Origin of the sequence: Streptomyces sp. NPDC101227, assembly GCF_044767545.1 — a bacterium.
Classification (GTDB): Bacteria; Actinomycetota; Actinomycetes; order Streptomycetales; family Streptomycetaceae; genus Streptomyces.
Genome location: NZ_JBIWOD010000028.1, coordinates 33,496 through 58,893 on the forward strand (window position 1 = coordinate 33,496; position 25,398 = coordinate 58,893).

The following is a 25,398-nucleotide window of genomic DNA, read 5'->3' on the forward strand; positions in this document are numbered from 1 at the left end:
AAACCCGGATTTCTCCGGAACCTCGACACCCCATACAGCACACGAAGGGGCCTCGATGTCTGAACCCGCTCACGAGAGCGAGCCGGTACGCATACCAGATCACGATCTGGACGACCTCGTCGCCACGGTCACGGAACTCGTCACGGAGAGCCGCAAACAGGGCGAGACGCTCGCACGACTCATTGACGAGCAGCCACCCCAGGAGCCTGTTGAGCAGGCCGACCCGCATCACGCCGACGGTACGGCGTCGCCCTCCGCCTCCGCGGGAGACGATGAGCCGAGCGCTCCGAGCAAGGAGCCGTCCTCGATCTTCATCCTGGCGCTCGGCGGCACGGCGTACGCGGAAGAACTCGCCGCGCTGACGAATTGGGTGCACCACCTCCTCCTCCCGGTCTACGGACGGGAGATCGCCACCGTCCGGCCCTGGTGCCAACAGTGGCAGGAGCACCCCGAGGCCGTCGCTCGGCTGCACGCCTTGTGGCTGGCCTGGCAACAGCTCACCGCCGTCAAGGCCGGCCTCACCGGCCCCTCCACCTGGCACCGCGACCATCTCGACCCAACCCTGCTGCAACTACGCGCAGCAGACGGGCCATTCGGTGCCTGCACCACAAGCCCCGCCCGGCCCAGCCATCGGCTCCTGGCCGCGCCCGAGCCAGGCGGAATCTGATATGGCCAATGCATCTGCCCCTGCCTTCGCCACCGCCGAAGCCGCGAATACGTGGGCCATGGAGCGAAACACCCCTGCGTTGCCGGGCCCGGTTGCCCGCCGGGCACAGGCTGCTCGTGGGCGCTCGGCCGTCAAGGGTGCTGGCGTCGCAGCGGCTCCGGCTCCGGTCGTACGGCCATGGTCAGCAGTGGCTGCCGCGCAAGCGCCTCCTGGTCGGAGCGCGTCGTGAGCCGGGCTCGCTACGCCTTCGCGGCCCACCCTGAAGCCCTCGCTGATCTGCGCGCTGCCCCGGAGAACATCCGCGACCTTGCCCTGCTCGAATTGCAGCACCTCGTCCACGGCAATGAACGCGGCGCCGCTCTGCAGCGCGAGCTGGCCGGCTGCCACAAGGTCTACGTCGATCCGGAAACTCGCTGGCGCATGGTCGTCCAGTACCGCGACGCCCCCGCCTCCTCCCAACACCGCCGGGAGATCTACCTCCTGGCGGTCGGTGAGCGTCAGGACCAGGCGGCGTACCGCACCGCGGCGCACCGACTGGAGCGTGAGCGCGAGGCGACCGCACGCAGGTCTCCTCTCGAGCATCGTGCCCAGGCTGCCAGGGCCCGCTCCCCGCACAACCGCACCGCCTCCGGGAACAACGTCGGCCCGGCCGCGCCTGTGGCTCCCGCCTCGCAGCCACGCGCCCGCCGCGCCCGCTGAACCACCCCCGCTTCGCACCACCGCACGAAGGACGCCCCATGCCTTCCTCTACCCCGCCGGGGCTCGGCACCCGGCTGGTCGCCGACGCTCTCGACGTCGACCGCCCTGCCGATCTGCTGGCCTGGCACAACTTCCTCAGCCCCCAAGAACAGATGGCGGCCCTCATCGTGGATGCCGCCTGGAAGACCGCCGAACTCGATCACAAGATCGTGCAAGCTTCCCGCTCCGCCTACCGGGAGCTGCAGGCGATTGGGCGAGGAATCGGCAGCACCATCCTCGGCACCGTCGACACGCAGCGGGCGAACACAGCCGTACTACGCAATCCTTCGGCCTTCTCCGGGATGTTCTCGCACCGCCTCAGTAGCCCAGCCGCGCGTCCCCGCGCACATCACCGCCCTCTCCCACCCCTCCCGGACCAGGTGATCGACATGTCCGCGGCCAGACCTCGCAACCGGATCAATTCCCACGCGCCTTCCATCGCGAAGTGCGCAGGGGCCCGTCACCCGCCGCTCACCGGAGTTGCGCCTCATGCCCCTCAACGAACCTCACTCCCGCACCAAAACCGAGGTTCTGGTCACCCCCTGCTACCTGGCTGGCCCCGGCACCGGCGAAGCCATCGCCCGCACCCTCGACACCGCCGCAGGCTGGAAGAGGGTGACCTTCGGCGCCGACACGTACTACACCAGCCCCTGCCAGCGCGTCCGCATCGCCAACACCGTCGAGAGCCGCTACGGCGGCTGGACGATCGCCTATGCCGAGGACCCGCTCGGCGTCTCGGACTGGATCACGACCTTCGACCGCAACGCCCCGCAGGAGATCGTGGCGGCCTTCACCGACACCCTCGTCGACGGACTGCCCAACCACTTCGCCGACAACCTCAGCGGCGGCAAGCACCACACCGGGCAGTCACCCGCCGAGGTGTTCGCGAACCGTCAGTGGGAGCCCCTTCAGGCTGCCGGGCCGTTCTGTACGGTCTCGCCCGACGGATATGCCACCTTCCGGATACGCAGCGGCTGGCTCCACGAATACGACGAGCTGCTCGACCCGCGGAATTCGACCTGGCGCATGTCCGCCGGTCCCGACTCGCTCACCGCGCCGAGCTGGCAGGCGTACTTCAGCGGCTACACCCCCGAGCACCTCATTACTGCCTCAGCCACCGCCCTCATCGATCCACAGCCCGTGATCCGCGCCGCAGACCACATCCCCGATCGTCACCGCTCCCTGGTCGAGGTCCGGCCTGTGCTACAGGGCGACGTCACCCCGCGCGCCGAAGCGGCACGGGCACGCAGTCCGCGCACCGAGGCGGTGCCCACCGTTCAGCTCCCGGCCCCCGCAGCCGCTCCGCTCACGCCCCCCACTGCTGGCTCACGTCGTCAGCGCTGACCGCGCCACCCCGCACCTTGGAGTTCCGCCATTTCACCTACACCCCGTACAGGGAGGTCTGCGTCTCCCCCGATACGCAGAACGCCGTCCACACGACAACGAGGTGCGCTCGCCCCGTTGTTAAGCGGCATCGATCGCACCATGCTGGCCCGCGCCACGCTCGCCTGTGGCTTCGACGCCGAGCAGCCGCGCCAGCTCGTCCACGGTCAGCTCGATACGTCTGGCATCGGCCATGCGGGCCCGGCCAACGGACCCGGCCTTCTCATCGTCGACCGCCTCGTAGTACGTACGGATGTCTTCGCTCTCCACCCAACCTCCCTCAGCATTCGGTCGCCCCCGGAACAGCCCCTGGGGCGACCGATCCATTCCCCCTTGCACGGACATCAGCAGCCGCTCCCCTTGCCAGTTCGCCCAAGGCAGACGCACACGGCCGGCCAGGACTGGAGACCCCCTCGCAGGCCATGTCAACGTACTGGCACCACGAAAAGTCGCAGTTCAATGGAGGAATTGCTACTCGTGATGCTCACCGCTGCCACCCCGTTCCAAGCTCCTGCCACACCTCCCTCCCCTGGCCCCCGCCGCCACTGCGCCTTCATCTGACCACCCACCCGGCTCATGCGGGAAGCACTCCCCGCCTGCCCTGGAGACCCCCATGCCCCGTCACTCCATCACCGTCACCGCGTATCACCCGGACCGCACCGTCTGCCCCTCAGATCACCGGTACACCACCAGCGGCAAACCCCTCACCGAGGGATGCACCGGCCGGACGATGTTCCTCGCGACCTGCAGCTGCAAGAAATGGACTGGCAACCCCTCGTCCACGAAGAACTACGCCACCGAAATGGGCAGACGGCACCGCGGATCACAGCACCAGGCGAAATCCCCAACTTCGGCGCACGGCCCTGCCGCACTGCGTGAGCTGCTGCAATTCGACGCCGACTGAGAGGTGCACACTCCTCACCCCCGCTTCTCCTCGACCCCGTTCTCTCATGGAGCCTGCCGTGTCGTACGAGCTCACCGTCCGCCAGCTGATCCACCAGCTTCAAACCCTCGACCCCGAACTGCCCGCATACTTCGCCATCAACCCGGACTGGCCCCACACCCACCGCATCGGCCAGATCGTCCAGATCACCGGGCCGGACGGCGCCGTCTACATCGCCGAGGACGGCCAGGAAGGCGTTCTGCCCCCCGCCGTCCGCACCCAGCTGAGCTGGGCGAACGTATGACCCGCCACCCGCGTCCACATCAGCCAGCCATCCCTACCAACACCGCAGACCGCAACCTTTCGCTCCGCGATCTCGTCCATCGCCCCATGCCCGAGACCGCCCGCGGCGCCCTCCTCCGTTCAGTGCCGCCGCTCCCCACCGAACCGATCCGCGTCATCTGGTCACCCACCGGCAATCCCAGCCGACTCCGTCCTGGCTCCATCCTGCTGATCTGGAAGCCTGGCGCCGAAGGAGGCATGGACGTCACTGCGCTGCTCGGCCTGGCCACCGCGGAGGTCACGCTCGCCATCTGGCCAGCGCTCCACGGCGACTGGATACCTCTCGTCCACCCCACACTGTTCGAGGTCACCGGCCTTCACGCCGCGCTGTCCGTAGCCACCGACGCCCTGAACCTGGCAAACGACCTGGCCGCCGCCTAACAACCGCTCACTCCGATCACCCGGGGGCCGCCCACCCATTGGGCGGCCCTCTCGGTTGATGATGCTCACGGAAGGACCACCCGCGGCCGAACCCTTCCTACCGTTCGGCGACGCGTGGAACGCTCGTGGGGACATTCAACTGGTTCCAGTGCTGGGGACATGGCGACCCGCACCTGGCGGGAACGACATTTGGTACTGGACGCAGCTCGACAACGGCGCGCGGGGCAACGTACCGGCCGTGGACACCGGCCAAGACCCGGCTCCCGGACCGCGTGAGTGCTGACGGCACTACGCGCAGGCTTAAACCAGAGCGTCACGAATCAGGCGCTGCCGTATCTGTATTTCCCCATCGCAGCCGGTCAGGCAGCGTGTTCAGCTACGAGGCCGATGACGCCCTCGTACCAGCCGGGATCTGCGACCAGGGCCGGGAGGCCGAGGGCCGGGGCCACCTCGGCCAGGGAGACCACGTCGTAGTTACGCGCACGGAATCGGCGTTCCGTCAGTTCACGGTAGGCGGCGCCCGGCAGGTGCGGACGGTGGCCGCCGTAGTTGCAGAGGTCGCCAAGGATCACACGGCCGGCCCGAGTGATGATCCGGCCCCTTTCGGGGGCTGCGTGGACCAGGTTCATCAGGGCCCGCCACTGGTTGGCGTGCGGCCCTGACGGCGCGGGCCAGCCGGCTTCACCAGGGACGGGGAATTCCTCCCCGAGCCACAGCCACGTCAACAGCTCGTCCTTGAGCTGGTACAGCGCGATGTCTCCAACGGCTTGGCCACGCGCCATCGCCAGCCGCAGTGACTCAGCGACGCCGGCCACGACCAGAACACGCTCCTCCGGCTCCAGATGCGGCATCCGGCGGGACCGGTCGGAGTACTGTTCCTGCCAAGCGACGATTGCCTCGGCCCATGGCCAGGCATCGGTGTATGGGTGCCGCCCGTCATGCGCCGCTGCGTACTGCTGGGCGTGCTCCTGGAGCTGGGTGTCGGGGTTCCACATAGGTGCACCTCTCGCCGCGTCGATGGCAGCAGTTTGCCCGATCAGAGCGGCAGGCATGGCCAGCTCTGTGCCACCGAATCTCCGACTCAGGTCACTAGGCAGGCCGAGGCTCGTTGAGGTAGGTGCCAGCGAGCGTGCCGTCGTACCCCACGGCCTGGGCTGCGACCTCCAGGCTCGGGTAGTCCTGTCCGATGCCCTCGCTGATCATCGCCATGTACTCGACGCGGGTCAGTTCGCGTTCGACCCATTGGTGGGCACATCGGCATCGGATGCTGATCTCGTTGCGGTCGCAGATGACCATCCAGTCGCGTCGGGCGCCGCACTTGGGACACATGACCGTGATGCCGGTGATCCGGATTTCCTCGGGGTGGGTGGTGGCGCGGAGTCCGATGTCGTTGTTGGCCGGCTGTGTCTCCTGCTGGAGCCGCAGCAGTGGGTCGACATCGTCGGTGGCCGTTGGGGGCGTAGCGGTTCTGGGGGTCTGGAGGTTGTTGGTGAGCATCGGCGTCGTCTCCTTGTTCTCTTTGACCAGCCGTAGCTGACAGCAGTTGTGGTGTCCAGTCCTTTGTTGTGCTGGTCAGCGCCCCCTCGCGTTGCGCGGGTGAGAGGTGTGGGATTCGGTCCGGTCGGGGGGCTGGTACGCCTGCGGCTGCGGTGCTCGGGAGGGCTGTGGGGTGACGCGCTGGCCGGTACGCACGCGTGGCGTTCCTGCGGTGATGGGGAGATTGCCGAGACGTCGTAGTCGCCAGACCAGTACGTCGGTGATGTTGTCGGCGGTTTCCAGTTCACGCAGTGCGATGGCCTGCTGGAGCAGGGCGTCGGGGTCGTGTCCGGCACGCTCCGCCAGGGCCAGGGTGGCGGCGAGTGCATCCCACCCCGGTTCGCGCCGGAGATGGCCAGCCTGCTCGGGCAGGGCGGCTTCGAGGCTGGTGGCGTAGCGCTGTCGCATGGGTTCCGGGAGGCTGCGGCCCTGCTCGCGCATGGCGATCATGGGGGTGGCGGCAGCCTGCCGGTAGGCGCTTCGGAGGTGTTGAGCGGCCTGTTGTGCTGCTGCGGCTTGTTGGGCGTGGCCGCGGGCGGAGTGCCAGCGGGCGGCGGCGATGGTGACGAGGACCATGGTGGACAGGAGCATGGCGGTGGCGCCACCGTCTTCGCCTTTGCCCAGGGCGTTGCCGGCGCGGATGATGCCGCGGGCGGCGGAGCGGAGGGCGCGGTTGTCGGCGCTTTCGGCGCGGATGTGGGAGCGCGTTGCGCGCTCGAAGGCACGAGCGGCTTCGGTGAGTTCCTTGCGGGTCGAGGGTGGGGAGGCCTGGGCGAGTCCGTCGAGGAGTTCGCCGACGCCGACCAGGTGTGCGGCGGATTCTGCATCGTTGTCCCCTGCCAGTACCACGGTCGCCTGTTCGGCAACGTCGGTGGCTTCGCGTCGAGCGCGAGCGGGCCGAGGGAGGTGTTCGCCAGGACGGCTGCCGAGTTTCGGGGTGTCGGCGGGCGGACCTATATGGAGGCGTTGGCGGATCTTGGGGAGTGAAAGGTCCGGGGCGAGTTTCGAGCCGGGGAACCAGATGGGTTCGCCGTGGCGGTTGCGGTCTCCGGGCAAGGCGACCTTGTATCCGAGGGTGTCTCCGGAGGGGGCGAGACGTTTGTCGACGCGGAGTCCGGCCTCGGCCAGGCGGCGGAAGAACTCCTCTTCGCTCGCCGCTCCGGCAAGGGCCTGGCGGACGCGCTCGCGCAGGATTTCGCGGGCCGTTGCCGTGCGTCCGGCGCGTTCGGCCTTGGCACGTTCAGCACTGGTGGGGCGCTGGGCGGCGGTGCGGTCTCCTTCGTTGAGAATCTGTAGGCCCCATTCCTTCTCGATCTTGCGGCATTCGGCCTGCGCGCGGATGCCGTCCTCATGGCGGCGGGGGCTGCGCCCGTCCTCGCGCTTGAGGGTGGCGACGATGTGGATGTGGTCGTGGGCGTGGCGTACGGCGATCCAGCGGCACGCCTTGTCGTCGCCGTCTTCGGAAATGCCGGTGGCGTGGACGATACGGCGGGCGACTTCGGCCCATTCGGCGTCGGTGAGATGGCGATCGCCCGGGGCGGTGCGTACGGGGCAGTGCCACACGTGCTGGGCTGGGCGGCGGTGCTTGGGCAGGGCAAGGACGGGGAGGTCGAGTCGGTCGGTGAGCTGTTTGAGCGTGGCGGCCGGGTCGCGTCCGGGGTCGGGGGCCAGCTCGGGAATCCAGGCGGCGACCAGGTGCGGGTCGGTATGCTCCTCCCGGCGACCAGGACCGTAGAGGTAGGCAAGTAGCCCGTAGGTGCGGCCGCCGGTGGAGATGTCGGGCACCACGGTCAGCGCCTCGCCATCCCGACGGCCGCTTCCTCGACCCGTGCGGCGGCCCGCAGGATGCGGGCTACTGCCTGGTCCACGTAGGCGGCCTGGCCACCGGAGTTGAGAATGCGGGCGATCTGGTTGAGGTTGTTGCCGACGCGGGCCAGTTGTGCACCGGCGGCCATGAGCTCCTCCACTCGGCCACGCTGGTCCAACAGCCAGGGTTTCGGACCGCCGTGGGCCTGGGCGACCGCGACGGCGGCGTCGGCGATGAAGCCGGCGGTCATCAGACCAGCCGCTTCGGCGGCACACTTGATGGACTCGAGTTCGTCGCGGGTCAGGCGGACGCTGCGGACTTGGTCGCGGTGCTCGCTCTGGCGCAGACGGGGGCGCGTGCGCAGCGTGGCGTGCGCGCGCGGTTCCCCTTCCGGCTGCGGTCCGCCCTCGGTCGCAGTCCCAGTGCCTGGCGCCCCCTGGTGCCGGGCCTCCCTCGCCCCCCTTGGGGCGGGGGCAAGCCCTTCCGAAACTCCTCCGCTGCCAGGGGCTGCGGAGGAGTTTCGGAAGGTACAGCTTGCTCGGCCTCGTGCCGGGCAGTGGTCCTGCTGCAGTTCAGAGGTGGTGTCCGGCGTCTCGGAGGTGGTCACTGGCCCGGCTCCGTGTAGTGGTGCTGGTCTTCGCGCAGGATTTCTTCGATCCAGTCCATGGCCAGGACCGGGTGGTGGAGGGTCCTGGGGGTGCTTGCCTGCGTTCGCTGGACAGTCCAGCTGCCCTCAGGCCCGGGTTCGGCCCGGTGGAGGTGTCCGTGGTCGCGAAGCACGGTGATCCAGGCGTCGGCCTCGGCGTGGGTGGCCGGTGTGATGCGCATCGTGGTCCTTGCCCGTGTGTGGAGAAGTCGGTGGTGGGGTGCACGGGGCCGGTGACCGGCGATCTGGATGGCCCGGTCACCGGCGCCGCGTCGTGGGTTCGGTCAGCCCGTTTTGGTGACCGGCTTCGTGCTGGTCTCGGCCCGGAGCCGGCGCATCAGGACGGTCAGCCGGTCGTTGTTGAGCGGTCGGTTCTGTCCGCGGATGGCGTCGGCGACGACCTGGCGGGTGACCTTGCCCGCTTCGGTGACCGCCCGGCGGGCGATCGGCAGGAGCTCCTCGGTCACCGGATCGGTGTCCGAAGTGCGGTTGTCCTCGTGTTGCGCCGCGGTGACCGCGGCAGTCTCCGACTGTTCGGCAGGCGGTGCGGCCGGGTGGATGCGGGTGACCGGGGCGGGTCTGCTTGCCGGGTGTCCGCCCAGGTCCAAGGTTCGACCGCCGTGCTCCGGCTCGGCCAGACCATCCTGTTTTGTCCGAACGGGTCCTGCGAGGCAACTGCCTCCTGGATGTTCTGCCCGGCGGTGACCGCTGAGCGGCTGGTCTCCGGGGCGGACAGCTCGACCGGGTGTCCGGAGGTGACCGGCGCCGGCCGCGGCTTGGCCTGGCCGACGGGAGTGACTTGGCGGTCGGTGGTGAGCCGGTCAGTTTGGACACTGGTGGTGCCCGGCTGTCCGGCCGGGTCGGTGATTCGCCGGGCGATGAGGATGTACAGGTGGACTGCTCCGGCCAGGGCGAGTGGGGCGAGGGTGGACAAGATGCCGACGGTGACGTCGCCAAGCCGGAGCCCCGCCCCTTGTGCCTGCTGCTGGTTGAGGCGTACGGCGTGCAGGGCGTTGGCCCAGATGCTGGCCGCCGTCGCGGTGCCGAACAGCAGCCAGACGTAGCACCGCGCGGCGAGCGGCGCGGTCCGCAGGACCAGGAGGGCGCGCACGCCGTAGGCGATGAACCCGTCGATCACCAGGGGGAAGACGTAGGTGAGGAATCCGCGGATGTGGATGGCGATGGCCATCTGCTGCAGGGCGTCGTAGGAGAGGGCGCACCCGGCACCGCCCAGGGCGACGATGGCGGCCCGGTCCCAGCCGTTGATCCTCGCGGGTATCGGCACGGTGTGGCTCACGCGGCCGTCCCGAGGTCGTCGCGCGACGTCTTCGTCCTGGGGTCCTTGAGCGCCGAGGTCTGGCTTGTGGGCTTCTTCTTCCCCTTGTTCGCCTCCTTCTCCTGGTCGATCGCGCGGTCGCGGATCTCACGGCGGGTCTTGCGGTATCGCTTCTGGGCGTGCTCCTTCGTGATCTTGAGCATCCGGGCGAGTTCTTCGGCTGGGACCGAGTCCAGGTAGGCGGCGCGGACGACAGCGTGTCGTTCGGCGTGTGTGAGGTGGACGTCATGACCGGCCAGGACGGCGTTGACGCGGGCGTAGTTGAGGCGGCGCTGGAACTTGCTGTGCAGAGAGGCGCGTTCCTCTTCGGTCATGCCGCCCCGGATCCCGACGTTGTCGCCGTTTTCGAGGGCTGCGTCGAGGCAGGTGTTGCGGACGGGGCACTCTGAGCACAGGGCTTTGGCGGCGCGGATGCGGTCCATCTCGTCCGGTTCGGGGAAGAACATGTCTGGGTCGGCTTGGTCCCGGTTCGTGGGGCGGCAGGTGGCGTGGTCGTGCCAGGTGAGGTCGCCGAGGGTGCGCGGCGTCTGGTTCTCGGTGTGGTGCATGGGAGGTCTCCGTTGCCCCAGGGCGTATTCGGGCAGGGCAGCAGCGTCTGGGGATTGGTCGGTGAGGGAGGCGGCCGGTGCCGGCGGTCGCGAGCAGGCTGTTAGCGGCCGAGGCGGCGCGCAACCGGCACCGCGGTGGCAGCAGCTGGTGCGACGGGTTCGCTACGCGTTGTCGGCACGGCGGTGGCAGCGGGGCTGAGGCGCTGGGCGGCGAGGGCTCTTCTGCGGTCGGGGCCGTCGAGGATGACCTTGTCGGTCATCTCGGTCAGGCGGGAGGCGACGCGGTCGCCGATGTGCTGGCGCAGGTCGGCCATGCCGAGGTTGGTGGTCACCAGGGTCGGGAGCATCTCGTTGTAGCGGCGGTTGATGAGCCGCATGGTGATCTCCTCGGTCCACTCGCTGCTCTTGGCCGCACCGAGGTCGTCGATGATCAGCAGCGGGCAGCGGGAGAGGTCCCTCAGCTCCCGCTCGCCGTCGTGGCCGGGGCGGGGCCGCAGTTCTGCGTACAGGTCGGCGGCCGTGATCGCCTTCCAGCGCAGCCGGACGCCGGCCAGCAGCAGGGACCGGACGGCGCCGTATGCCTGGTGGGTCTTGCCGGTCCCGGTGGTGCCGACGATCAGCAGCGAGCGGCCCTGGGCTATGCCCGGAGCCCCCTTGGGGCCAGGACGTCCAGCTTGAGCGACCTCGCTAACCCAGGCGGTGACCGCGGGGTGGTCGGCGAGGGCAGCCTGGTAGCGGGCCGGTATGCGGGCCTGCGCCGCCTGCAGGGCGGGTACGGGCTCGGCCGGGTCGGTGAGTTGGGCGTTCGGGTCGATGCCCCGAGTGGTGAGGATGTGGGCCAGGCGGCGGGCGATGCCGCCGACGGGCTGGGCGTCGTGGTCGCGCATCACAGCTCCTCGGCGTAGGCGGCGGCAGGGTCGGCGGGGTTGGCCCAGGCCCGGTGACCGGGCAGGTTAGGCCGCGATTCGAGCCGCACCAAACCGGCTGGGGAGGCGTTCATGGCTTCGTTGACCATGCTGGTCAGCACGCTGGGGTGCTTGGGGTTGGCGGCGAAGCGCTGTAGGCCGCTCCGGATGTGCTCCGGGGCGATGCCCTCGTCCAGGAGTTTCCTGGTGATGCGACCGAGGTGGCCGATCACGTCGCCGGGCGGGCGTTGCGTGCACGCGGCGACGTACTCGCCGAGGAGATCCTGAGCCGACGGGCTGGGTGCGGGCGCTGTGCGCCCCGAAGGATTAGAAGATCCAGGATCCAAGATCCTAGATCCAGGCGCCGAGCCTTCGGGGAGGTTTCGGGGAGCCTTCGGGGAATCCGCCCTTGCAGGCTTCTGACCTGTGGTTTTCTTTGCGATCCGCTTGGAGGCATCGATGGTGCCGTCGAGCGTCGCTTGCTGGCCGCTCGTGCTCGAGGATCGGGCGGCGGGAGGTGTCACAGCAGTCTTCGACGGCCGATCGAGGGTCCGGGGAGCCTTCGCCGAGGTTTCGGGGAGTCCTCGGTGCGTGTTCGTCTGGCCTTCGGTGAACACACTGCAGGTGCCCTTGCAGGATCCGCAGCGCTCTTTGGCGTGGTGGTCCGAGCAAGCCGGGATACGGGTCTGCGAGGGCTTGTCGATCTTCTGGTGCTCGAACCAGGTGACGATGTGCAGATACCGGCGGCCGTCGCAGCCGAGGTACCGGCAGATCAGCCCCGCGTCGGCCAGCTGCTGCAGGTCTTCCTCTACGTGCACCGCAGTGTGCTCAGCGCGCAGCGGCCACAGCAGCCCGGCGATGACGGCCGGGTTGTCGCGGAATCGGCCATGGTCGTCGGCTTGGGTGAGGAGGCCGAAGAAGGTTCGCTCGGCGTGGACGCTCACCTCAGCGAGCGACTCGCTGGTGAATGCTTCGGGCTTGATGGTGCGGATCCTGGCCATGCTCAGCGGCCGTCGCCCGTTGGGGTGGATGCCGCGACGGCGAGCCGGAGAGCGCCGGTGGCCAGGTCGAGGTCGTACGTCTCGTACCAGCTCATGTCGGGGTGGGCGCGGATCACCCAGCGAGCGGCCGACAGACGCTGGGCTCGGTTGAGGGCTACGAGCTGCCCCTGGGCGTCATAAGCGCGGGCGTACGGGCTGGGCCAGTTCTGGCCGGGTTGGCGCTGCGCGACGCGGATGGTGCGGGCTCCGGGCACCATGTCCGCAAGGAGCGCAGCCAGGCGGTGCCGACGGGCGCCAGCTGTGGGTTCGCCGGCCTTGGCCTGCGGGGCAGCGAGGCGCCTTCCGCTTGGAGACTTGGGCATGCGAGAATTCCTCACTCGTAGGCGGGGTGAGGCGGCCGTTCTCGTCGAAAAGGTCAGCCGACTCGCCCCGGTTATGCATCCGCCCCCTTCGGGGTGGCGGGGTGGGCGCCCGGAAGCTGCTAACTTCTGGGCGCCTTCTTCATTTCCCTTGGCAGTCTGGGATTTGACGCTTACTCAGCCCTCTCCATCCTTCCTGTTGTTTGGCTCGCGTTTCGGCTGCGCCGCCGAGGGACCAGCAACATATGCAGTTTCCGCGCCAAGATCCAGAGATAACCGGGAGTGCCTCCCTCGCGCCCAGCGAGAGGCCCGCACCGCCACTCCGCCGACCGCACCCGCAGGCAGGCTGACGGTCCGCGAACAACTTCGAGGGGTCCGTCACAGCGCGCAGAGTTTCCGCGCAACCCCCGAAAGTAATTCGATCTTCTTGCGGCGCTGGTCGCGGCAATTTCACGCTGGAATCCCCCTCTCTCAGCGCAGACGAAAAGGGCGATTTGCGTCGACTGTCCGCGCCGAAGCGAGATCCGCCCGCCGGGCGAAGGGTGGCAAAGTGTTCACCGGGGCGCCGAGAGCGGCCCGAGCGGAAGCCGGCCATCGAGACCGGATCACCCCACGTCGAGCACTGACGCTCGAACTGATCGCTTCCTTCACTCAAATACAAGATCGACACCTCCAAGCCTTTCACCTCAGTGGAAGATGCTGATGGGGACCCTATCTCGGGATCGCCAAGCACTCAACTGAGGTAAAGGAATCAACCCGTGCGTCATTCACCCGTGTACACTGGTTGATCGACTCTCGAAGAGAGGAGGGGAAGTGGTGAGTGAGGAGACAGGCCGCTCTTTGGCGGAGAAGATCAACCATCTGTTCGCGACGATCAAGGACGATGCCGGCAGGGAATACAGCAACGATTACGCGGCGAACGCCATCAGCCAGACGGGGATCAACATCTCCATGAGCTACATCTGGCAGCTGCGGAAGGGGAAGAAGGACAACCCGACCGTGCGCCACCTGCAGGGTCTGGCGAACTTTTTCGGTGTGCCGATCTCGTACTTTTTCGATGACGCCGTAGCTGGGCAAGTCCATGGCCGACTGGCTCAAATGGAAGCCGAGCGCGTGAGCGTCAACGAGGCACTCGAAGACCGCGATGTGAAGTTGATGGCAATGCGCGCCGGCGAACTGTCGGAAGCGCGAAGAAAGCAGGTAATGGACCTGCTTGACGTTGTCTACAAGTTGGAGCAGGCAGAGCACCGCGAATGACGCGCCGTCACGGCGTGATTCCGCGGCGAGGGGATGCTGTTGCCGCGACACGTGTCGTGTGCGGGAGATTGACCGTGAAAGAGCGAGAGCTTCGCAGAAGTTGTAAACGAGAACTGCGAGCCCTTGGCATCCAGCCCCCCTTGCAAGTGGACGTGCTCTGTCAGCAGCTAGGGGAACGGCGTGGCCGCCCCATCCGGTTGGTGTCGCACCCGATGCCGGTGCCAGGGCCGTTCGGTGCGTGGATCGCCACCCCGTCTACCGATTACATCCTGTATCAGCAGGAGACCACTGCGAGTCATCAGCGGCACATCATCCTCCACGAAGTGGGCCACATCCTGGCGGATCACCAGAGCGACGAAGTCGACGATGTCGCGCTCTGGAAAGGCGCAGTCCCGGACCTCTCGTCAGGATCGGTCAAGCGGCTCCTGCGGCGGACGTCCTATGACGAAGAGCATGAACGTCAGGCCGAGTTGGTTGCCACCATCATTCTGGAGTGGGCTTCGGTTCTGGACCGGGTCGCGCCGCGTCGGGCCGCCTCCCCCTCTCTGCGGCGCGTGCAGGCGGCCCTGGGTGACCGGCAGGGGTGGCTGTGACCGGCCTTCTCTTTTCCGCTGTCATCCTCGACCTGGCCGTGGTGTGGAAGCTCGTTCAGCTCGCCCGGGATCCCCACGACCTTCCTCTCCGCGCTGTGACCCTGTGCCTCATCTGCACCCGCGCTTCATTTGCGCTCGGCCTGGATTCCGCCGCTCGTCTCGTGGACGACCTGGTGGGCCCAGGATCCGCGCGGTTGGTACAGAACGTCCTGTTGCTCGGCGCGGTCTACTGTCTGATGTGCGTCTACCTCTTCTCCGCGGAGGAGCGGAAGCGTGCCGGCCGCCGTGCCCGCTGGGAAGCCCTGCCCTTGGCATCGGCCGTTCTCGTCCTTGTACTGACGACCGTCGCCACGCCGGTCAGTCTCAGGGGACGAGAATTCGATGCCGCTGACGTGACCGCAACGCCAGTGGCCTTGTTTTTCATGGCGGCTCTGCTCTACCTGATCTACGCGCTCGCTGCAGCGCTGTGGTGGACCTGGCGGTATGCGCGGATGTCCCTCCGACCGCTGTCCACGGGTCTGTGGCTCACGGTGGGGGCCCTGGCCGGCATGGTGATGGCCAACCTCGGCCGCCTCGGTATCGATGTGACACGGTGGCGTGGTGCACACGTCCCGGCGTGGCTGCACCACGGTACGCAGGGCCTCCTGGCGCTTGCGGTCCCCGTGTTCATCGTCGGCGTCATCTATTCCGGCGCCGCGATGCGATTGGCGAGAGTGCGGGTCTGGCTATGTCACCGCAAGGCGTGCCGGCGTCTTCGCCCACTGTGGGAAGCACTGCACCATGCGTTTCCGCAAGACGCCCTCAGTCGCGTGCCCACCAGCGGCTGGAGGGAGATCCTTTCCCTGCGTGGCACCCACTACCGCTATTACCGCCGGGTCATCGAATGCCGTGACGGCCTGGTGAGAATCAGCCCGTACTTGGCCCAGCAAGGCGTGACCGACGGCACGCCGCACGCGTCTCTGGCCGACCACCTACGACACGCGCTGCGCGCCCAGGCCAAGGGCGAGGCGACGTCGTCGCAAGCTGTTGCCGTGGCACTCCCGGGCGAGGACGACCTCGATGCCGATGTCCAACAGCTGATCTCGCTGTCGGATGCGCTCAAACCGCATGCGCAAGCGCGGTAGCCAACACCCGGGCATGCAGCCGGACGAGACCGACAAGCGACCCATAACGAGGAGCGGCACCATGACGGACACATTGATCACGGCTGGCCAGGTCATCACCGGGCCCAACGGCACCAGCGTTACCGATGGCGCCGTTCTCGTCCGCGGAGACCGCATCTCCGCGGTCGGCCCGCGCGAGGAGGTCGAGCAGCTCGCACTCCACGAGCTCCGCACCCTGTCCTTTCCGGACGGCACGGTGCTGCCGGGCCTGATCGATGCGCACACGCACCTCATCTTCGACGCGAGTGCCGACCCCGTAGCTGCCGTCCAGGACAACAGTGACGAGGAACTGCTGGAGGGCATGGCCGAGCGCGCTGAGCAACTGGTCCACAGCGGCGTAACGACCGTTCGGGACCTGGGGGACCGCAACGGCCTTGCTATCCGCCTGCGCGACTCCATCACCTCTGGCGCCCTGCCCGGACCGCGCATCCTGTCGGCAGCGACACCACTGACCTCCCCCGGCGGCCACTGCAACTTCTTCGGCGGAGAGGTCGAGGGCGAGCAGGCTATCCGGGACTTGGTGCGACGCAATGCCCGTCTCGGAGCGGACGTCATCAAAATCATGGGCACGGGCGGTGGCATGACCAAGGGCGGCCCTGCCATCTGGCAGAACCAGTTCACCGAGGACGAGCTGCGCATTGTGGTCGAGGAAGCTCAGCGCCTCGAGCTACCCGTCGCCGTCCACGCCCACGGCACGGACGGCATCGCAGCCGCCGTTGCCGCCGGCGTCGACACCATCGAGCACTGCACCTGGATGACCGAAGGCGGCGAATTCGACCTTCGGGACGACCTCCTCGCCGAAATCAAAAGCCAAGGCATCTACGTGTGCACCGCGACCAGCCCCAACTGGAGGGCGTTCGCCGAACGGGTCGGCCACGACCGCGCGGAGCATCTCTTCTCCTCCATGCGCTGGATGGCTGATAGAGGAGTTCCCATGATCGCTGGCACTGATGCCGGGGTGACGCGGGCGGTCTTCGACAAGTTCGTCAACAGCCTGGAGTTCTACCAGTACCTGGGAATCCCCAACGCGAAGATCCTCGACATGGCCACCACCGACGCAGCCCAGGCGCTAAAGAGCACTGATACCGGCCACCTGGCCAAGGGGCTCCGCGCGGACATTCTCGCCGTTGATGGAAACCCTCTCGCCGACATCACTGCCCTGCGCAACGTTCAGCTGGTGATTGCGGGCGGCAAAACCGTCCGCCGGTGAACTGCCCCTGCATCCGAACTCCGCGTGCCCGACCGGTGCTGTCCGATCAGGACGGGCCCGGCAGGATCGAGGACGATGACGTCCACGCCGAAGGCGGCGACGCCTTGGGCGGATGGCCGCTTCGCGGTCGCCTGGTCACGGCGGCGTGCGGGGTTTCGTGCGTCATGCGTGGCTTTGTGTGACACGTCCGCTGTTGGGGGCAACACCACGGTGATCTACAAGGAGCGGCTTGAGCGCCCCGTCATCGCGAGAGCCGGTGGCCGGCGTGCTGGCTTGGCAGGTTGTTGCCAGGTGGGCGAACCGCTGAGACCACTGGCCACGCGAGATGCCCAGAGCCGCTTCGGCCAAGCGATGGATTTGGATGTCGCCGGTGCCGGCGGGCGCATCCAGGTGGTGGACATCCCGAAAGAGACGTTCCACGGGACGGTCGGTTTGCAGACCGGCGGCAGCGTGGATCTTCATCGCAGCCCGAGCAGAGTCCGTCGCCATCTTGATGTTGACGTACTTGGCGTTGATCAGCTCCTCGTCGCACGCCTTGCCCTGGTCCAGAAGATGCACAGCGTGGTACGCGGTCAGCCGTGCGGTCATCAGCCGGGACTGCATCTGCCCCAGCCTTCGGTGGACCGTGCCCAGCTTGGCCAGCGGTTGGCGATATCGGGTCCGCTCCTGGGTGTAGCGGACGGCCTCTTCCATGATTGCCTGATGGATGCCGAGAGCGACTGCGGTCAGATTGGGCCGGCCGTACAGGGTGCTGGAGGAGTAGGCGATGCTCAGGCCGTCGCCTTCCTGTCCGATCAGGTTAGTGGCCGGTACGCGGCAGTTGTCGAGGCGGAGTTCGCCGAAGCTGAAGCCATGCAGGCCCATGGCATTGCGGTGGGGAGTGAGCGAGAAGCCGCGTCGGTCGGATTCGACGAGGAAGGCGGACAGCCCCTTGGAGCCGGGGCCAGTGCGGACGACAACGCCGTGGACTTGCCCTATGTGGCTGTTGCCGACATGGATCTTGTGACCGTTGAGGACGTAGTGCTTGCCCACGCGCCGTGCGGTGGAGTGCATGCCAAGTACGTGGCTGCCGGAGCCCGATTCGGTCACCGCGATGGTGGGCAGGCAGGAGCCGTCGGCGAATTGGGGCAGCCAGGTCCGCTTCTGTTCGTCGCTCCCGAAGTGAATGATCTTGGCGACGCCGAGCTGGGATGCCTGCACCATGGCCCCCATAGCGCCGCTGACCCGGGAGAGTTCCTCGATGATCAGGGTCTTGGCGATGTGGCCGGCGCCCATCCCTCCGTAGGCGGGGTCGATGGTGGCGCCGATCCAGCCCTGCTGAGCGATCAGCGCGGACAGGTCACGGTCGACGTCCGCAGCGGTTTCCATTTCCGTTACACGAGGGGCGACTTCGGCCTCCGCGAAGTGGCGTACCCAGGTGCGAAGGCGCTCGTGTTCGTCTGTGAGGTACGGCGTGGGCATCGTGTTCTCTCCTTTCGGCAGCTATGGGCGCGGGCAGTGGATGCGGGGAGCGCGTTGGTGGATGAGGTCCATGAGCGTGTTGGCGCGTTCCTTGATGAGCTGGAGCGATGCCTGGCCCGTGGAGAGGGGGCGGGGGGTGGTGCCCACGAAGCACACGGTTCCCAGGACTGTGCCGGTGGGCTGGTGAATGAGGGGCGCGCCGAAGTAGGTGCGGATGCCGATTTTGTCGACCACGGCGTTGCCGGCGAACCGCGGGTGAGCGCATACGTCGGGCAGCGGCAAGGCTTTGCGGCGGGCGATGACGTCGGGGCAGTAGCCGTGGTCGCGGGGCATGGTCCGCCCCACCACGGGGAACTCGCTGCCGGGCGGGGTGTGCAGGCCAACGAAGTGCTGTTCGTGAGTGATCAGGTTGACCATGGCGTACGGTTCGCCGGCGTCACGGGCGAGTTGGGCCGCGAAGCGGTCGAACTCGTCATCCAGGTCGCCAAGTCCGAGTTGTCGTAGCAGGTCGATCCGCTGGTCGAGTTCGTCGTCGGCTGTGGGGAGGTGGAGGCCGGAGTCGCTGTCGAAGGTCATGGGCGGGCTCCCAGGGCGGGGTAGCAGGAGGCAGTGGTGGACAGGACGTGTCGGACGAGGGCGGTCAGCACGTTGATGGCGGACCGGGTGTCGCGGGCATCGCACCGCAGGAGGGGCACGGCGTCCGGCAGTTCGAGGGCGTGCCGGATTTCGTCGGTGCGGTATTGGTAGGCGTCACCGAATTCGTTGATCGCTACGACGAACGGGGTGGCGCGCTGTTCGAAGTAGTTGACGGCGGTGAAGCTGTCCTCGAGCCGACGGGTGTCTGCGAGGACGACGGCGCCGACGGCGCCGTGGGACAGGTCGTCCCACACGTGCAAGAAGCGTTCTTGGCCCGGGGTGCCGAACAGGAACAGGACCATGGCGTCGAAGGTGATACGTCCGAAGTCCATGAATACAGTCGTGGTCGTCTTGCTCTCCACACCGACGAGGCTGTCGGTCCGGCTACTGGCGTCGGTCAGCAGCTGCTCCGTTGTCAGCGGAGGAATCTCGCTGACTGCGCCAACCAGCGTGGTCTTCCCAACCCCGAACCCACCCGCAATCACGATCTTCATGCACGCCAGGTCCGCGCCAGCTCCGGGGCCGGCCGGCTCAGGCGGCGGGTAGGCGTTCGAGACGCGCAAGGAGAGCCTCCAGAAGCTGCGGGTCGTGGGGGTTGGACGAGGTATCGGATATGGCCAGGCGCAGGGCACCGGAGTCGATCAAGTCGGACAGCACGACCCTCGTGACCTGCACGGGCTGGCGGAGAACCGCGGCGAGCTCGGCGACCGACCGTGGGCCACTGCGGCACAGCGCAACAGCCTGGCTGGCCTCCGGCCCGAGGTCACCGGCAGACGCAGTGGGCCCTGCCGCCAGCAGGGACTCCAGGCGCATCGTGTGCCGGGGCTTCGTTCGCCCGCCCGTGACGGCGTAGGGACGCACGTCCTGCTCTTCTTCGTCCGTCCACGCCGGGCCGTTGAAACCGGCCATGTCACTGGCCGTCGCCGAGGTGCGGCTCGCGCCCGCGGGTGGGGGTGACCAGGTGCTCGGCGACAGCCGTGATCAGCGCCGCCATTTCGTGTCCGACCACGCCCGGGTCCGCGTCGGGTTCGGTCAGCACACCCAGGATGCTGCCGACCTTCCCCAGATCGGTGACCGGCTGGAACGGCGCCCCAGGCGGCAGGCCGTCGCCGGCGCTCATCACGAACATGTTCACCATGTCGAGTTCGGTGACCACCTGCCGCACTTCACCGGCCGGGCCCTTGATCCGGCCGACGCCCGCGGCCAGGGAGTACAGGCCGGACATCACCGCGGCCATGGTATCCGCTTGGTCCACGCTCACTCCCGCCACGGCCAGTCTCATCCCGTCGCGGGAGGCAAGCAGGGCGCCAGAGCTGCGGGGCACCCGACTGAGGAAGTTCTCCAGCAGCCAGCTCAGGTCCTTGCCCGTCCCATTGGTGGGCACATCGTTCGTCATCGAGATCTCCGTACGGTTCGGTGCCACGGCATATCGGCCGGGCACAGCGGAAGGTGCAAGGCGCCGGACATCAGTCCGCCGAGCCGGGTGAGCATGCTTCTTCTGCGGCGGTGTCATTGACCCCGCGCCGGATGCCGTCGCGGTAGCGGGCCATCAAGCTGGCGGTCGGTGGACTGGACGACACTGCGCGGCGCGGAGTCGGAACTGGGCCAGGCTCGGGCAGGTCCGGGGCCCTGTGCGCCTCGCGGCGGCGGGGCAAGGGCGGCCGGTCTCCATCTGGTGCGGCGGCGGCACGGATCGTGGAGGGGCTCCCTGTGGTTTGCCTGCGCCGCTGTGGCAGTGCAGGTGCTAGGGGCTTTCGGACGTCCGCTGTGGGAGGTTGCTGCTGTCGCAACTCGGCTGTGCCGTCCGGTGATTCGGCGGGCAAAGGTCCCGGGGCGAGGACCGGCCCCGTGGTCCCCGACTGGGCCACTGAGGTACGGGTGTTCGCCTGGGGCTGTGCAGGTTCTGGCGGGGCAACCAGCAACGCGCGCGGAACGACGGCCTTTGCCAGTGTGCCGCCGCGCGGGTTCTGCCGGAGCTGGACGTGGATGCCATGCCGCTTCGCGATCCGTGCGGCGACCAGCAGGCCGATCTGTCCATCGCGCACCTGGCGGTGGAGATCTGTGTGCTGCGGTGAGACGAGCAACTGATTGAGCTGGGCCAGCTTGCCCGGCGACATGGACAGGCCCCGGTCCTCGATCTCGAAGGCCAGCCCCGCGGGTATCTCCTCAGCCCGCAGCCACACCGTTGTCTCTGGCGGAGAGAAGTTGGCGCCGTTCTCGACCAGGACCGCCAGCAGGTGGATGATGTCCGGTCCCGCGTAGCCCGGAAGAGACACGTCCATCAACGGCACGATCTGCGTCATCGTGGGCCCGGGAAAGACCACTTCCTGGCGAGGGACGTGCAGCTGAACCCGCGCGAACTGCTCAACCTCGGCGACGGCCTGGCGCAACACGTGCCCCAGCAGGAGCGGCTTCTTGACGCGGCGGGCGATCTCGCCGCCCAAGACGGCGATGCTTTCCACCGCGCGGCGGGTGCGGGTCACCAGGTTGTCGAGCTTGAAAACGGCGTCGAGGAGTTCAGTGTCCTCCCAGCTGTTCTCCATGACCGACAGCTGGGCCAGTGCCTGGCTGACCAGGGCGTGCAGGCGCCGAGCGACATACACGAACGCCTCAGCCTCAAGGCCGACCTGCTTCCGACGCTGCGCGCCGACCTTGACCACCGCTTCCATCGCTTCGATCTGTGCCTGGAGCAGCACGTGTTCCAAATCGGCGAACGGATGACCGGTCCTGCCCGCGGCCGGGTCGAGCCTGGGTAGGCAGGGGGCCTCCCCTCGCTCGACCTGCTCCACCATCGCGACGAGGTCCGTACGCCCCGTCTCGACCACGGATTCAAGGCGCTGGAGCGATTCCTGCACCAACCTCTCCTGCGCACGCTGTCGCCGTTCCAGCTCCCGGCCGACCCGTCCACCGGCATCCTGCGCAATAGCGACGGCGACCCGGTCGCTGAGCAGCAGCACGACCCCGCAGCCCAGGCCGGCCCCCACGACCAGCAACGGCACAGCCGTGCCCGCCAGGACGTGAAGGGCCCAGGTGGCGCACAGCAGCACCATCACCGAAAGCCCTGGCACCATCGACAACAGCCGCAGCCGTGAGCGTAGGTCCTCTTCGATGCCCCGGCCTTCCACCGTAGCCATACGGCGGCGCCGACCACGACGCAGGCCGGAAGGACGAAGAAGGGGATCGGGAGAGGGGAAAAGGTCAGGCATCTGCATCCTTGGGCACTCGGCCCGGAACAAAGAAGGGCGGGTGGGGAAGAGCCACCAAGGCAGGGGCGCAAGGGGCGCTGCTGGTGGTCAATGGCAGGGCCGGGACGGTTGCCCGCTCTAGAGTCGGATCTGGCTGATGACGTCCGCCACGCTCCGGACGATGCGGCTGATGCTCGGCGCGAACGAGGTACCGGCGAGATAAAAGCCCAACAGGACAGCGACCACTGCGTGCCCCGCCTTGAGCCCGTCTTTCCGGATGAGCAACCACACCACCAGCACGAGCACGACAACCAACGAGAGACGAATCATCACCGCGATGTCCCAGCCCCCCGGTCATGCCGCCGTACCCATCGCGTCCGCGATATGCGCCCCACCGGCCGACAGCCGAAGGGCCGCCTCGATCAGACCGATGTGGCTGAATGCCTGCGGGAAATTGCCCACCTGACGCATGAGCTTGGGATCCCACTCCTCCGCCAGCAGACCGAGGTCATTGCGAAGCAAGAGCAGCTTCTCGAAAAGCTTGCGGGCCTCCTCCACACGTCCGATCATCGCCAGAGCGTCGGCGAGCCAGAACGAGCAGGCCAGGAACGCCCCCTCGTCGCCCTCCAAGCCATCCACGCCGACGCTCTCGCCAGCCGTCGGGTACCGCAGCACGAAGCCGCCCTCGGTGGACAGCTCCCGCTGAATCGCCTCGACCGTGCCGATGACCCGCTTGTCGTCCGGCGGGAGGAACCCGACCTGCGGGATCAACAGCAGCGAGGCGTCCAGTTCCTGGGAACCGTAGGACTGGGTGAAGGTGTTGCGCTCCTTGTCGTAGCCCTTCTCGCACACGTCCCGGTGGATGGTCTCGCGCAGGTCCTTCCAGCGCTCCAGCGGCCCGTCGACATCGCCGGACTCGATCAGCTTGACGGTGCGGTCGACGGCGACCCAGGTCATGACCTTGGAGTGCACGAAGTGCCGGCGCGGGCCGCGGACCTCCCAGATGCCCTCGTCGGGCTCGTCCCAGTGCTTCTCCACCCACTCGATCAACTTCACCTGGAGGCTGACTGCGTGGTCGTTCACCGCCAGGCCGTAGGCGTATCCGAGGTGCAGGGCCTCGGTGACCTCGCCGTAGACGTCCAGCTGGAGCTGGCCGGCGGCGCCGTTGCCGACCCGCACCGGGCGCGAATTTTCGTACCCCGGTAGCCAGTTGAGGTCGTTCTCGCCCAGCTCCCGTTCGCCGGCGATGCCGTACATGATCTGCAGGTTGTCCGGGTCGCCGGCAACCGCCCGCAGCAGCCATTCGCGCCAGGCGCGGGCCTCCTCGCGGTAGCCGGTGCGCAGCAGGGAGGAGAGGGTGATCGCGGCGTCGCGGAGCCAGGTGAAGCGGTAGTCCCAGTTGCGGACGCCGCCGATGCACTCGGGCAGGGAGGTCGTCGGCGCGGCGACGATGCCGCCGGTCGGCACGTAGGTGAGGGCCTTGAGGGTGATCAGCGAGCGGACCACGGCGTCGCGGTAGGGGCCGTGGTACGTGCAGTGCTCGACCCACTCGCGCCAGAAGTCCTCGGTCGCCTGCATCGCCGTCTCGGGGTCTGCCACGGCAGGCGGCTGCTTGTGTGAGGGCTGCCAGCTGATCGTGAAGGCGATCCGCTCACCCGAGGAGACGGTGAAGTCCGAGACAGCCTTTCCGTCCTTGCAGCTCGTGTGGGCGGAGGTGTCCAGCCATACGGAGTCGGGCCCGGCGACCGCGACGGTGCGGCCGTCGACCTTGTGGACCCAGGGCACCACCCAGCCGTAGGCGAACCGCATCCGCAGCTCCGAGCGCATCGGGACGCGGCCGCTGACGCCCTCCACGATGCGGATCACCTGCGGGGCGCCGTCGCGCGGCGGCATGAAGTCGATCACCCGTACCGTGCCGCGGGGGGTGTCCCACTCGGACTCGAGCAGCAGGGAGTCGCCCCGGTAGCAGCGGCGGTTCGCTGGCCGTGGCCGGTCCTCGGAATCGTGGGACGGTCCGATCCGCCAGAATCCGTGTTCCTCGGTGCCGAGCAGTCCAGCGAAGGCTGCCGGGGAGTCGAAGCGGGGCAAGCAGAGCCAGTCGACGGTGCCGTCGCGGCACACGAGAGCGGCGGTCTGCATATCGCCGATGAGTGCGTAGTCCTCGATGGGCATGGCCATGGGTGTGTCCGATCGGGTGCGGTTCAGCGGGGAGGTACGGCGTCCAGGAACCGCTGGGTAATGCGGTCCTTGGCAAAGTCGCGAGATCTCTCATAGGCGGCCTGTGCTGCCTCGCAGTAGGCACGAGGGGAGCTGAGAAGGCTGCGGGCGAGGGCCAGCAGGGTGTGGGGACCGTGGCGTGGATCCGCCATCAGGGCCCGTTCCCGCTGCGCCGGTCCTATGAGATCGGGCATATTCCCGGCCCGGTAGCCGATCACCGGTACGCCGGCAGCCATCGCCTCCAGGGCCACCATCGCGAGGGACTCCGGCGGGGAAGGCGTGATCACTACCGCGGCCCGGGACAACCACGTAGGGAGGGCGTCCCAGGCCAGTTGTCCGCTCCAGGTCATGTGCGGCGCCTGGTCCACGAGGTGCCGGCACGCTTCCACCAGGGCGGTGCCAGCAGGACCCGTCTGCAGGAAGTGTGTTGCCGCCGCGACGCAGACGGGCAACTCCCACGGGCCTGGAGAAGTTGGTTGTTGCCGTGCGGCCTTCAACAGGGCGACGATGCCGTCGGCGGCGCCACCCACTGTGGTCACGACGCGAAGATCGCCGGACTGGTGGCGACGCAGTACGGTCACGGGCCGCGGCTTGTGAGGCTCGTGGAGGAGCGCGTGGGGGACGACGTGCCACCTCGATGTGCCCCAGCCACGTTTGCGGGCCGAGTCCAGGACCGCCTTCGAGGGGACGAGCGCGACATCGGCTCGAGACAGTGCCGTTGCCGCGTCGCGGTTATCGGGCAATCGGTCGACGGCCAGAACACGGCAGACTCCGTTGGGGAGGTCCGTGCGCAGTCGGCCCATGCCCCACAGCGCGTCGGTGAAGAGCACCGTGTCGGCCTCGTGCCGGGCGATGAGCGACCACAGCTGACGCTGGAGCCCCGACACACCGCCGTCGATGGCCTCGCGGAGCTTCTCCGGCGAGCAGGGCAGGCTGATGGGCAGGTCAATCTGCTCCACACCAACGCCGGGGAGGCCAGGTCCGGGGAACGACGGGACCGCGGTGACGATCACGGCCTTGTGCCCCGCAGCAGCCAGGCCAGTGGCCAGGGCAGCAGCGGCCTTCTCGGTCCCGGAGGCTGCGTGCATGTGCCAGGTGACGGACACGAGAAGCACGCTCCGGCGGCGCCGCGGCGCTGCCGATT

31 protein-coding genes are annotated in these 25,398 nt (G+C 68.0%); 10 read left to right on the forward strand and 21 right to left on the reverse strand.

Annotated elements, in window-relative coordinates:
* Positions 1-55: 55 nt before the first annotated feature.
* The 3 genes from ACIRPT_RS38415 (at position 56) to ACIRPT_RS38425 (ending at position 2,749) form a co-directional block, all read left to right on the forward strand.
* The gene (locus ACIRPT_RS38415; RefSeq protein WP_403836138.1) at positions 56-667 is read left to right on the forward strand and encodes a DUF4913 domain-containing protein; all 612 of its coding nucleotides are present in this window, start codon (positions 56-58) and stop codon (positions 665-667) included.
* 225 nt (positions 668-892) lie between these two features.
* Entirely contained in the window at positions 893-1,366 is a 474-nt protein-coding gene (locus ACIRPT_RS38420; RefSeq protein ID WP_403836140.1) for a hypothetical protein, read from the forward strand.
* Between the two features lie 528 nt (positions 1,367-1,894).
* Positions 1,895-2,749, forward strand: a complete 855-nt coding sequence (locus ACIRPT_RS38425) for a DUF317 domain-containing protein (protein WP_403836142.1) — start codon at positions 1,895-1,897, stop codon at positions 2,747-2,749.
* 120 nt (positions 2,750-2,869) lie between these two features.
* On the opposite strand, the gene ACIRPT_RS38430 is transcribed toward ACIRPT_RS38425, so the two are convergent.
* Positions 2,870-3,058 carry a hypothetical protein gene (locus ACIRPT_RS38430; RefSeq protein ID WP_403836144.1) on the reverse strand — a complete coding sequence of 63 codons (189 nt, stop codon included), beginning with the start codon at positions 3,056-3,058 and terminating at the stop codon, positions 2,870-2,872.
* A 343-nt stretch (positions 3,059-3,401) separates the two neighbouring features.
* On the opposite strand from ACIRPT_RS38430, the gene ACIRPT_RS38435 reads away from it, so the two are divergent.
* From ACIRPT_RS38435 to ACIRPT_RS38445, 3 genes are all read left to right on the forward strand, one after another.
* The gene (locus ACIRPT_RS38435) at positions 3,402-3,692 is read left to right on the forward strand and encodes a hypothetical protein (protein WP_403836146.1); all 291 of its coding nucleotides are present in this window, start codon (positions 3,402-3,404) and stop codon (positions 3,690-3,692) included.
* Between the two features lie 58 nt (positions 3,693-3,750).
* Positions 3,751-3,975, forward strand: coding sequence for a hypothetical protein (locus ACIRPT_RS38440; RefSeq protein ID WP_403836148.1), 225 nt, complete (start codon positions 3,751-3,753; stop codon positions 3,973-3,975).
* An 86-nt stretch (positions 3,976-4,061) separates the two neighbouring features.
* Positions 4,062-4,394 (forward strand): esterase, encoded by a 333-nt coding sequence (locus ACIRPT_RS38445; RefSeq protein ID WP_403836150.1) that lies wholly within the window; start codon positions 4,062-4,064, stop codon positions 4,392-4,394.
* A 359-nt stretch (positions 4,395-4,753) separates the two neighbouring features.
* Here the strand turns inward: ACIRPT_RS38445 and ACIRPT_RS38450 are convergent, their stop codons facing one another.
* The 11 genes from ACIRPT_RS38450 to ACIRPT_RS38500 form a co-directional block, all read right to left on the reverse strand.
* Complete coding sequence (locus ACIRPT_RS38450) at positions 4,754-5,389, reverse strand: hypothetical protein (protein WP_403836152.1); 636 nt, start codon at positions 5,387-5,389, stop codon at positions 4,754-4,756.
* A 94-nt stretch (positions 5,390-5,483) separates the two neighbouring features.
* The gene (locus ACIRPT_RS38455; protein ID WP_403836154.1) at positions 5,484-5,891 is read right to left on the reverse strand and encodes a hypothetical protein; all 408 of its coding nucleotides are present in this window, start codon (positions 5,889-5,891) and stop codon (positions 5,484-5,486) included.
* Between the two features lie 75 nt (positions 5,892-5,966).
* Complete coding sequence (locus tag ACIRPT_RS38460) at positions 5,967-7,718, reverse strand: relaxase/mobilization nuclease domain-containing protein (protein WP_403836156.1); 1,752 nt, start codon at positions 7,716-7,718, stop codon at positions 5,967-5,969.
* Positions 7,719-7,720: 2 nt separating this feature from the next.
* Positions 7,721-8,344 carry a MobC family plasmid mobilization relaxosome protein gene (locus tag ACIRPT_RS38465; protein WP_403836158.1) on the reverse strand — a complete coding sequence of 208 codons (624 nt, stop codon included), beginning with the start codon at positions 8,342-8,344 and terminating at the stop codon, positions 7,721-7,723.
* Positions 8,341-8,565 (reverse strand): hypothetical protein, encoded by a 225-nt coding sequence (locus tag ACIRPT_RS38470; RefSeq protein ID WP_403836160.1) that lies wholly within the window; start codon positions 8,563-8,565, stop codon positions 8,341-8,343. The genes ACIRPT_RS38465 and ACIRPT_RS38470 overlap by 4 nt, the downstream gene beginning before the upstream one ends.
* A 102-nt stretch (positions 8,566-8,667) precedes the next feature.
* Complete coding sequence (locus ACIRPT_RS38475) at positions 8,668-8,850, reverse strand: hypothetical protein (protein WP_403836162.1); 183 nt, start codon at positions 8,848-8,850, stop codon at positions 8,668-8,670.
* Positions 8,847-9,680, reverse strand: coding sequence for a DUF2637 domain-containing protein (locus ACIRPT_RS38480; RefSeq protein WP_403836164.1), 834 nt, complete (start codon positions 9,678-9,680; stop codon positions 8,847-8,849). Before ACIRPT_RS38480 ends, ACIRPT_RS38475 begins: the two co-directional genes overlap by 4 nt.
* Entirely contained in the window at positions 9,677-10,267 is a 591-nt protein-coding gene (locus ACIRPT_RS38485) for a WhiB family transcriptional regulator (protein ID WP_403836166.1), read from the reverse strand. The genes ACIRPT_RS38480 and ACIRPT_RS38485 overlap by 4 nt, the downstream gene beginning before the upstream one ends.
* Before the next feature lie 101 nt (positions 10,268-10,368).
* Entirely contained in the window at positions 10,369-11,154 is a 786-nt protein-coding gene (locus ACIRPT_RS38490; protein WP_403836168.1) for an ATP-binding protein, read from the reverse strand.
* Positions 11,154-12,173 (reverse strand): hypothetical protein, encoded by a 1,020-nt coding sequence (locus ACIRPT_RS38495; protein WP_403836170.1) that lies wholly within the window; start codon positions 12,171-12,173, stop codon positions 11,154-11,156. The genes ACIRPT_RS38490 and ACIRPT_RS38495 overlap by 1 nt, the downstream gene beginning before the upstream one ends.
* A 2-nt stretch (positions 12,174-12,175) precedes the next feature.
* Positions 12,176-12,535, reverse strand: a complete 360-nt coding sequence (locus tag ACIRPT_RS38500; protein ID WP_403836172.1) for a hypothetical protein — start codon at positions 12,533-12,535, stop codon at positions 12,176-12,178.
* Between the two features lie 813 nt (positions 12,536-13,348).
* Here ACIRPT_RS38500 and ACIRPT_RS38505 point away from each other — a divergent pair.
* From ACIRPT_RS38505 to ACIRPT_RS38520, 4 genes are all read left to right on the forward strand, one after another.
* A complete protein-coding gene (locus ACIRPT_RS38505) occupies positions 13,349-13,789 on the forward strand; it encodes a helix-turn-helix domain-containing protein (protein WP_403836174.1) in 441 nt (146 codons plus the stop codon).
* A 200-nt stretch (positions 13,790-13,989) separates the two neighbouring features.
* Positions 13,990-14,382: a hypothetical protein gene (locus ACIRPT_RS38510; protein WP_403836176.1), complete on the forward strand. Its 393-nt coding sequence runs from the start codon at positions 13,990-13,992 to the stop codon at positions 14,380-14,382.
* Positions 14,379-15,506 (forward strand): MAB_1171c family putative transporter, encoded by a 1,128-nt coding sequence (locus tag ACIRPT_RS38515; RefSeq protein ID WP_403836178.1) that lies wholly within the window; start codon positions 14,379-14,381, stop codon positions 15,504-15,506. Before ACIRPT_RS38510 ends, ACIRPT_RS38515 begins: the two co-directional genes overlap by 4 nt.
* A gap of 61 nt (positions 15,507-15,567) precedes the next feature.
* A complete protein-coding gene (locus tag ACIRPT_RS38520; protein WP_403836180.1) occupies positions 15,568-16,755 on the forward strand; it encodes an amidohydrolase family protein in 1,188 nt (395 codons plus the stop codon).
* 162 nt (positions 16,756-16,917) lie between these two features.
* Here ACIRPT_RS38520 and ACIRPT_RS38525 read toward each other — a convergent pair whose 3' ends face one another.
* From ACIRPT_RS38525 to ACIRPT_RS38565, 9 genes are all read right to left on the reverse strand, one after another.
* Positions 16,918-18,216 (reverse strand): acyl-CoA dehydrogenase family protein, encoded by a 1,299-nt coding sequence (locus ACIRPT_RS38525; protein ID WP_403836182.1) that lies wholly within the window; start codon positions 18,214-18,216, stop codon positions 16,918-16,920.
* 21 nt (positions 18,217-18,237) lie between these two features.
* Positions 18,238-18,792 carry a GAF domain-containing protein gene (locus ACIRPT_RS38530; RefSeq protein WP_403836184.1) on the reverse strand — a complete coding sequence of 185 codons (555 nt, stop codon included), beginning with the start codon at positions 18,790-18,792 and terminating at the stop codon, positions 18,238-18,240.
* A complete protein-coding gene (locus ACIRPT_RS38535) occupies positions 18,789-19,346 on the reverse strand; it encodes a GTP-binding protein (protein WP_403836186.1) in 558 nt (185 codons plus the stop codon). The genes ACIRPT_RS38530 and ACIRPT_RS38535 overlap by 4 nt, the downstream gene beginning before the upstream one ends.
* Positions 19,347-19,383: 37 nt before the next feature.
* Complete coding sequence (locus tag ACIRPT_RS38540; protein ID WP_403836188.1) at positions 19,384-19,761, reverse strand: DUF742 domain-containing protein; 378 nt, start codon at positions 19,759-19,761, stop codon at positions 19,384-19,386.
* Between the two features lies 1 nt (position 19,762).
* Positions 19,763-20,248 (reverse strand): roadblock/LC7 domain-containing protein, encoded by a 486-nt coding sequence (locus ACIRPT_RS38545; RefSeq protein ID WP_403836190.1) that lies wholly within the window; start codon positions 20,246-20,248, stop codon positions 19,763-19,765.
* Positions 20,249-20,318: 70 nt separating this feature from the next.
* Positions 20,319-21,986 (reverse strand): ATP-binding protein, encoded by a 1,668-nt coding sequence (locus ACIRPT_RS38550; RefSeq protein WP_403836192.1) that lies wholly within the window; start codon positions 21,984-21,986, stop codon positions 20,319-20,321.
* 189 nt (positions 21,987-22,175) lie between these two features.
* Positions 22,176-22,370: a hypothetical protein gene (locus ACIRPT_RS38555; RefSeq protein WP_403836194.1), complete on the reverse strand. Its 195-nt coding sequence runs from the start codon at positions 22,368-22,370 to the stop codon at positions 22,176-22,178.
* Positions 22,371-22,391: 21 nt separating this feature from the next.
* Complete coding sequence (locus ACIRPT_RS38560) at positions 22,392-24,215, reverse strand: glycoside hydrolase family 15 protein (protein WP_403836196.1); 1,824 nt, start codon at positions 24,213-24,215, stop codon at positions 22,392-22,394.
* Positions 24,216-24,238: 23 nt separating this feature from the next.
* Positions 24,239-25,360 carry a glycosyltransferase family 4 protein gene (locus ACIRPT_RS38565; RefSeq protein WP_403836198.1) on the reverse strand — a complete coding sequence of 374 codons (1,122 nt, stop codon included), beginning with the start codon at positions 25,358-25,360 and terminating at the stop codon, positions 24,239-24,241.
* Positions 25,361-25,398 lie beyond the last annotated feature (38 nt).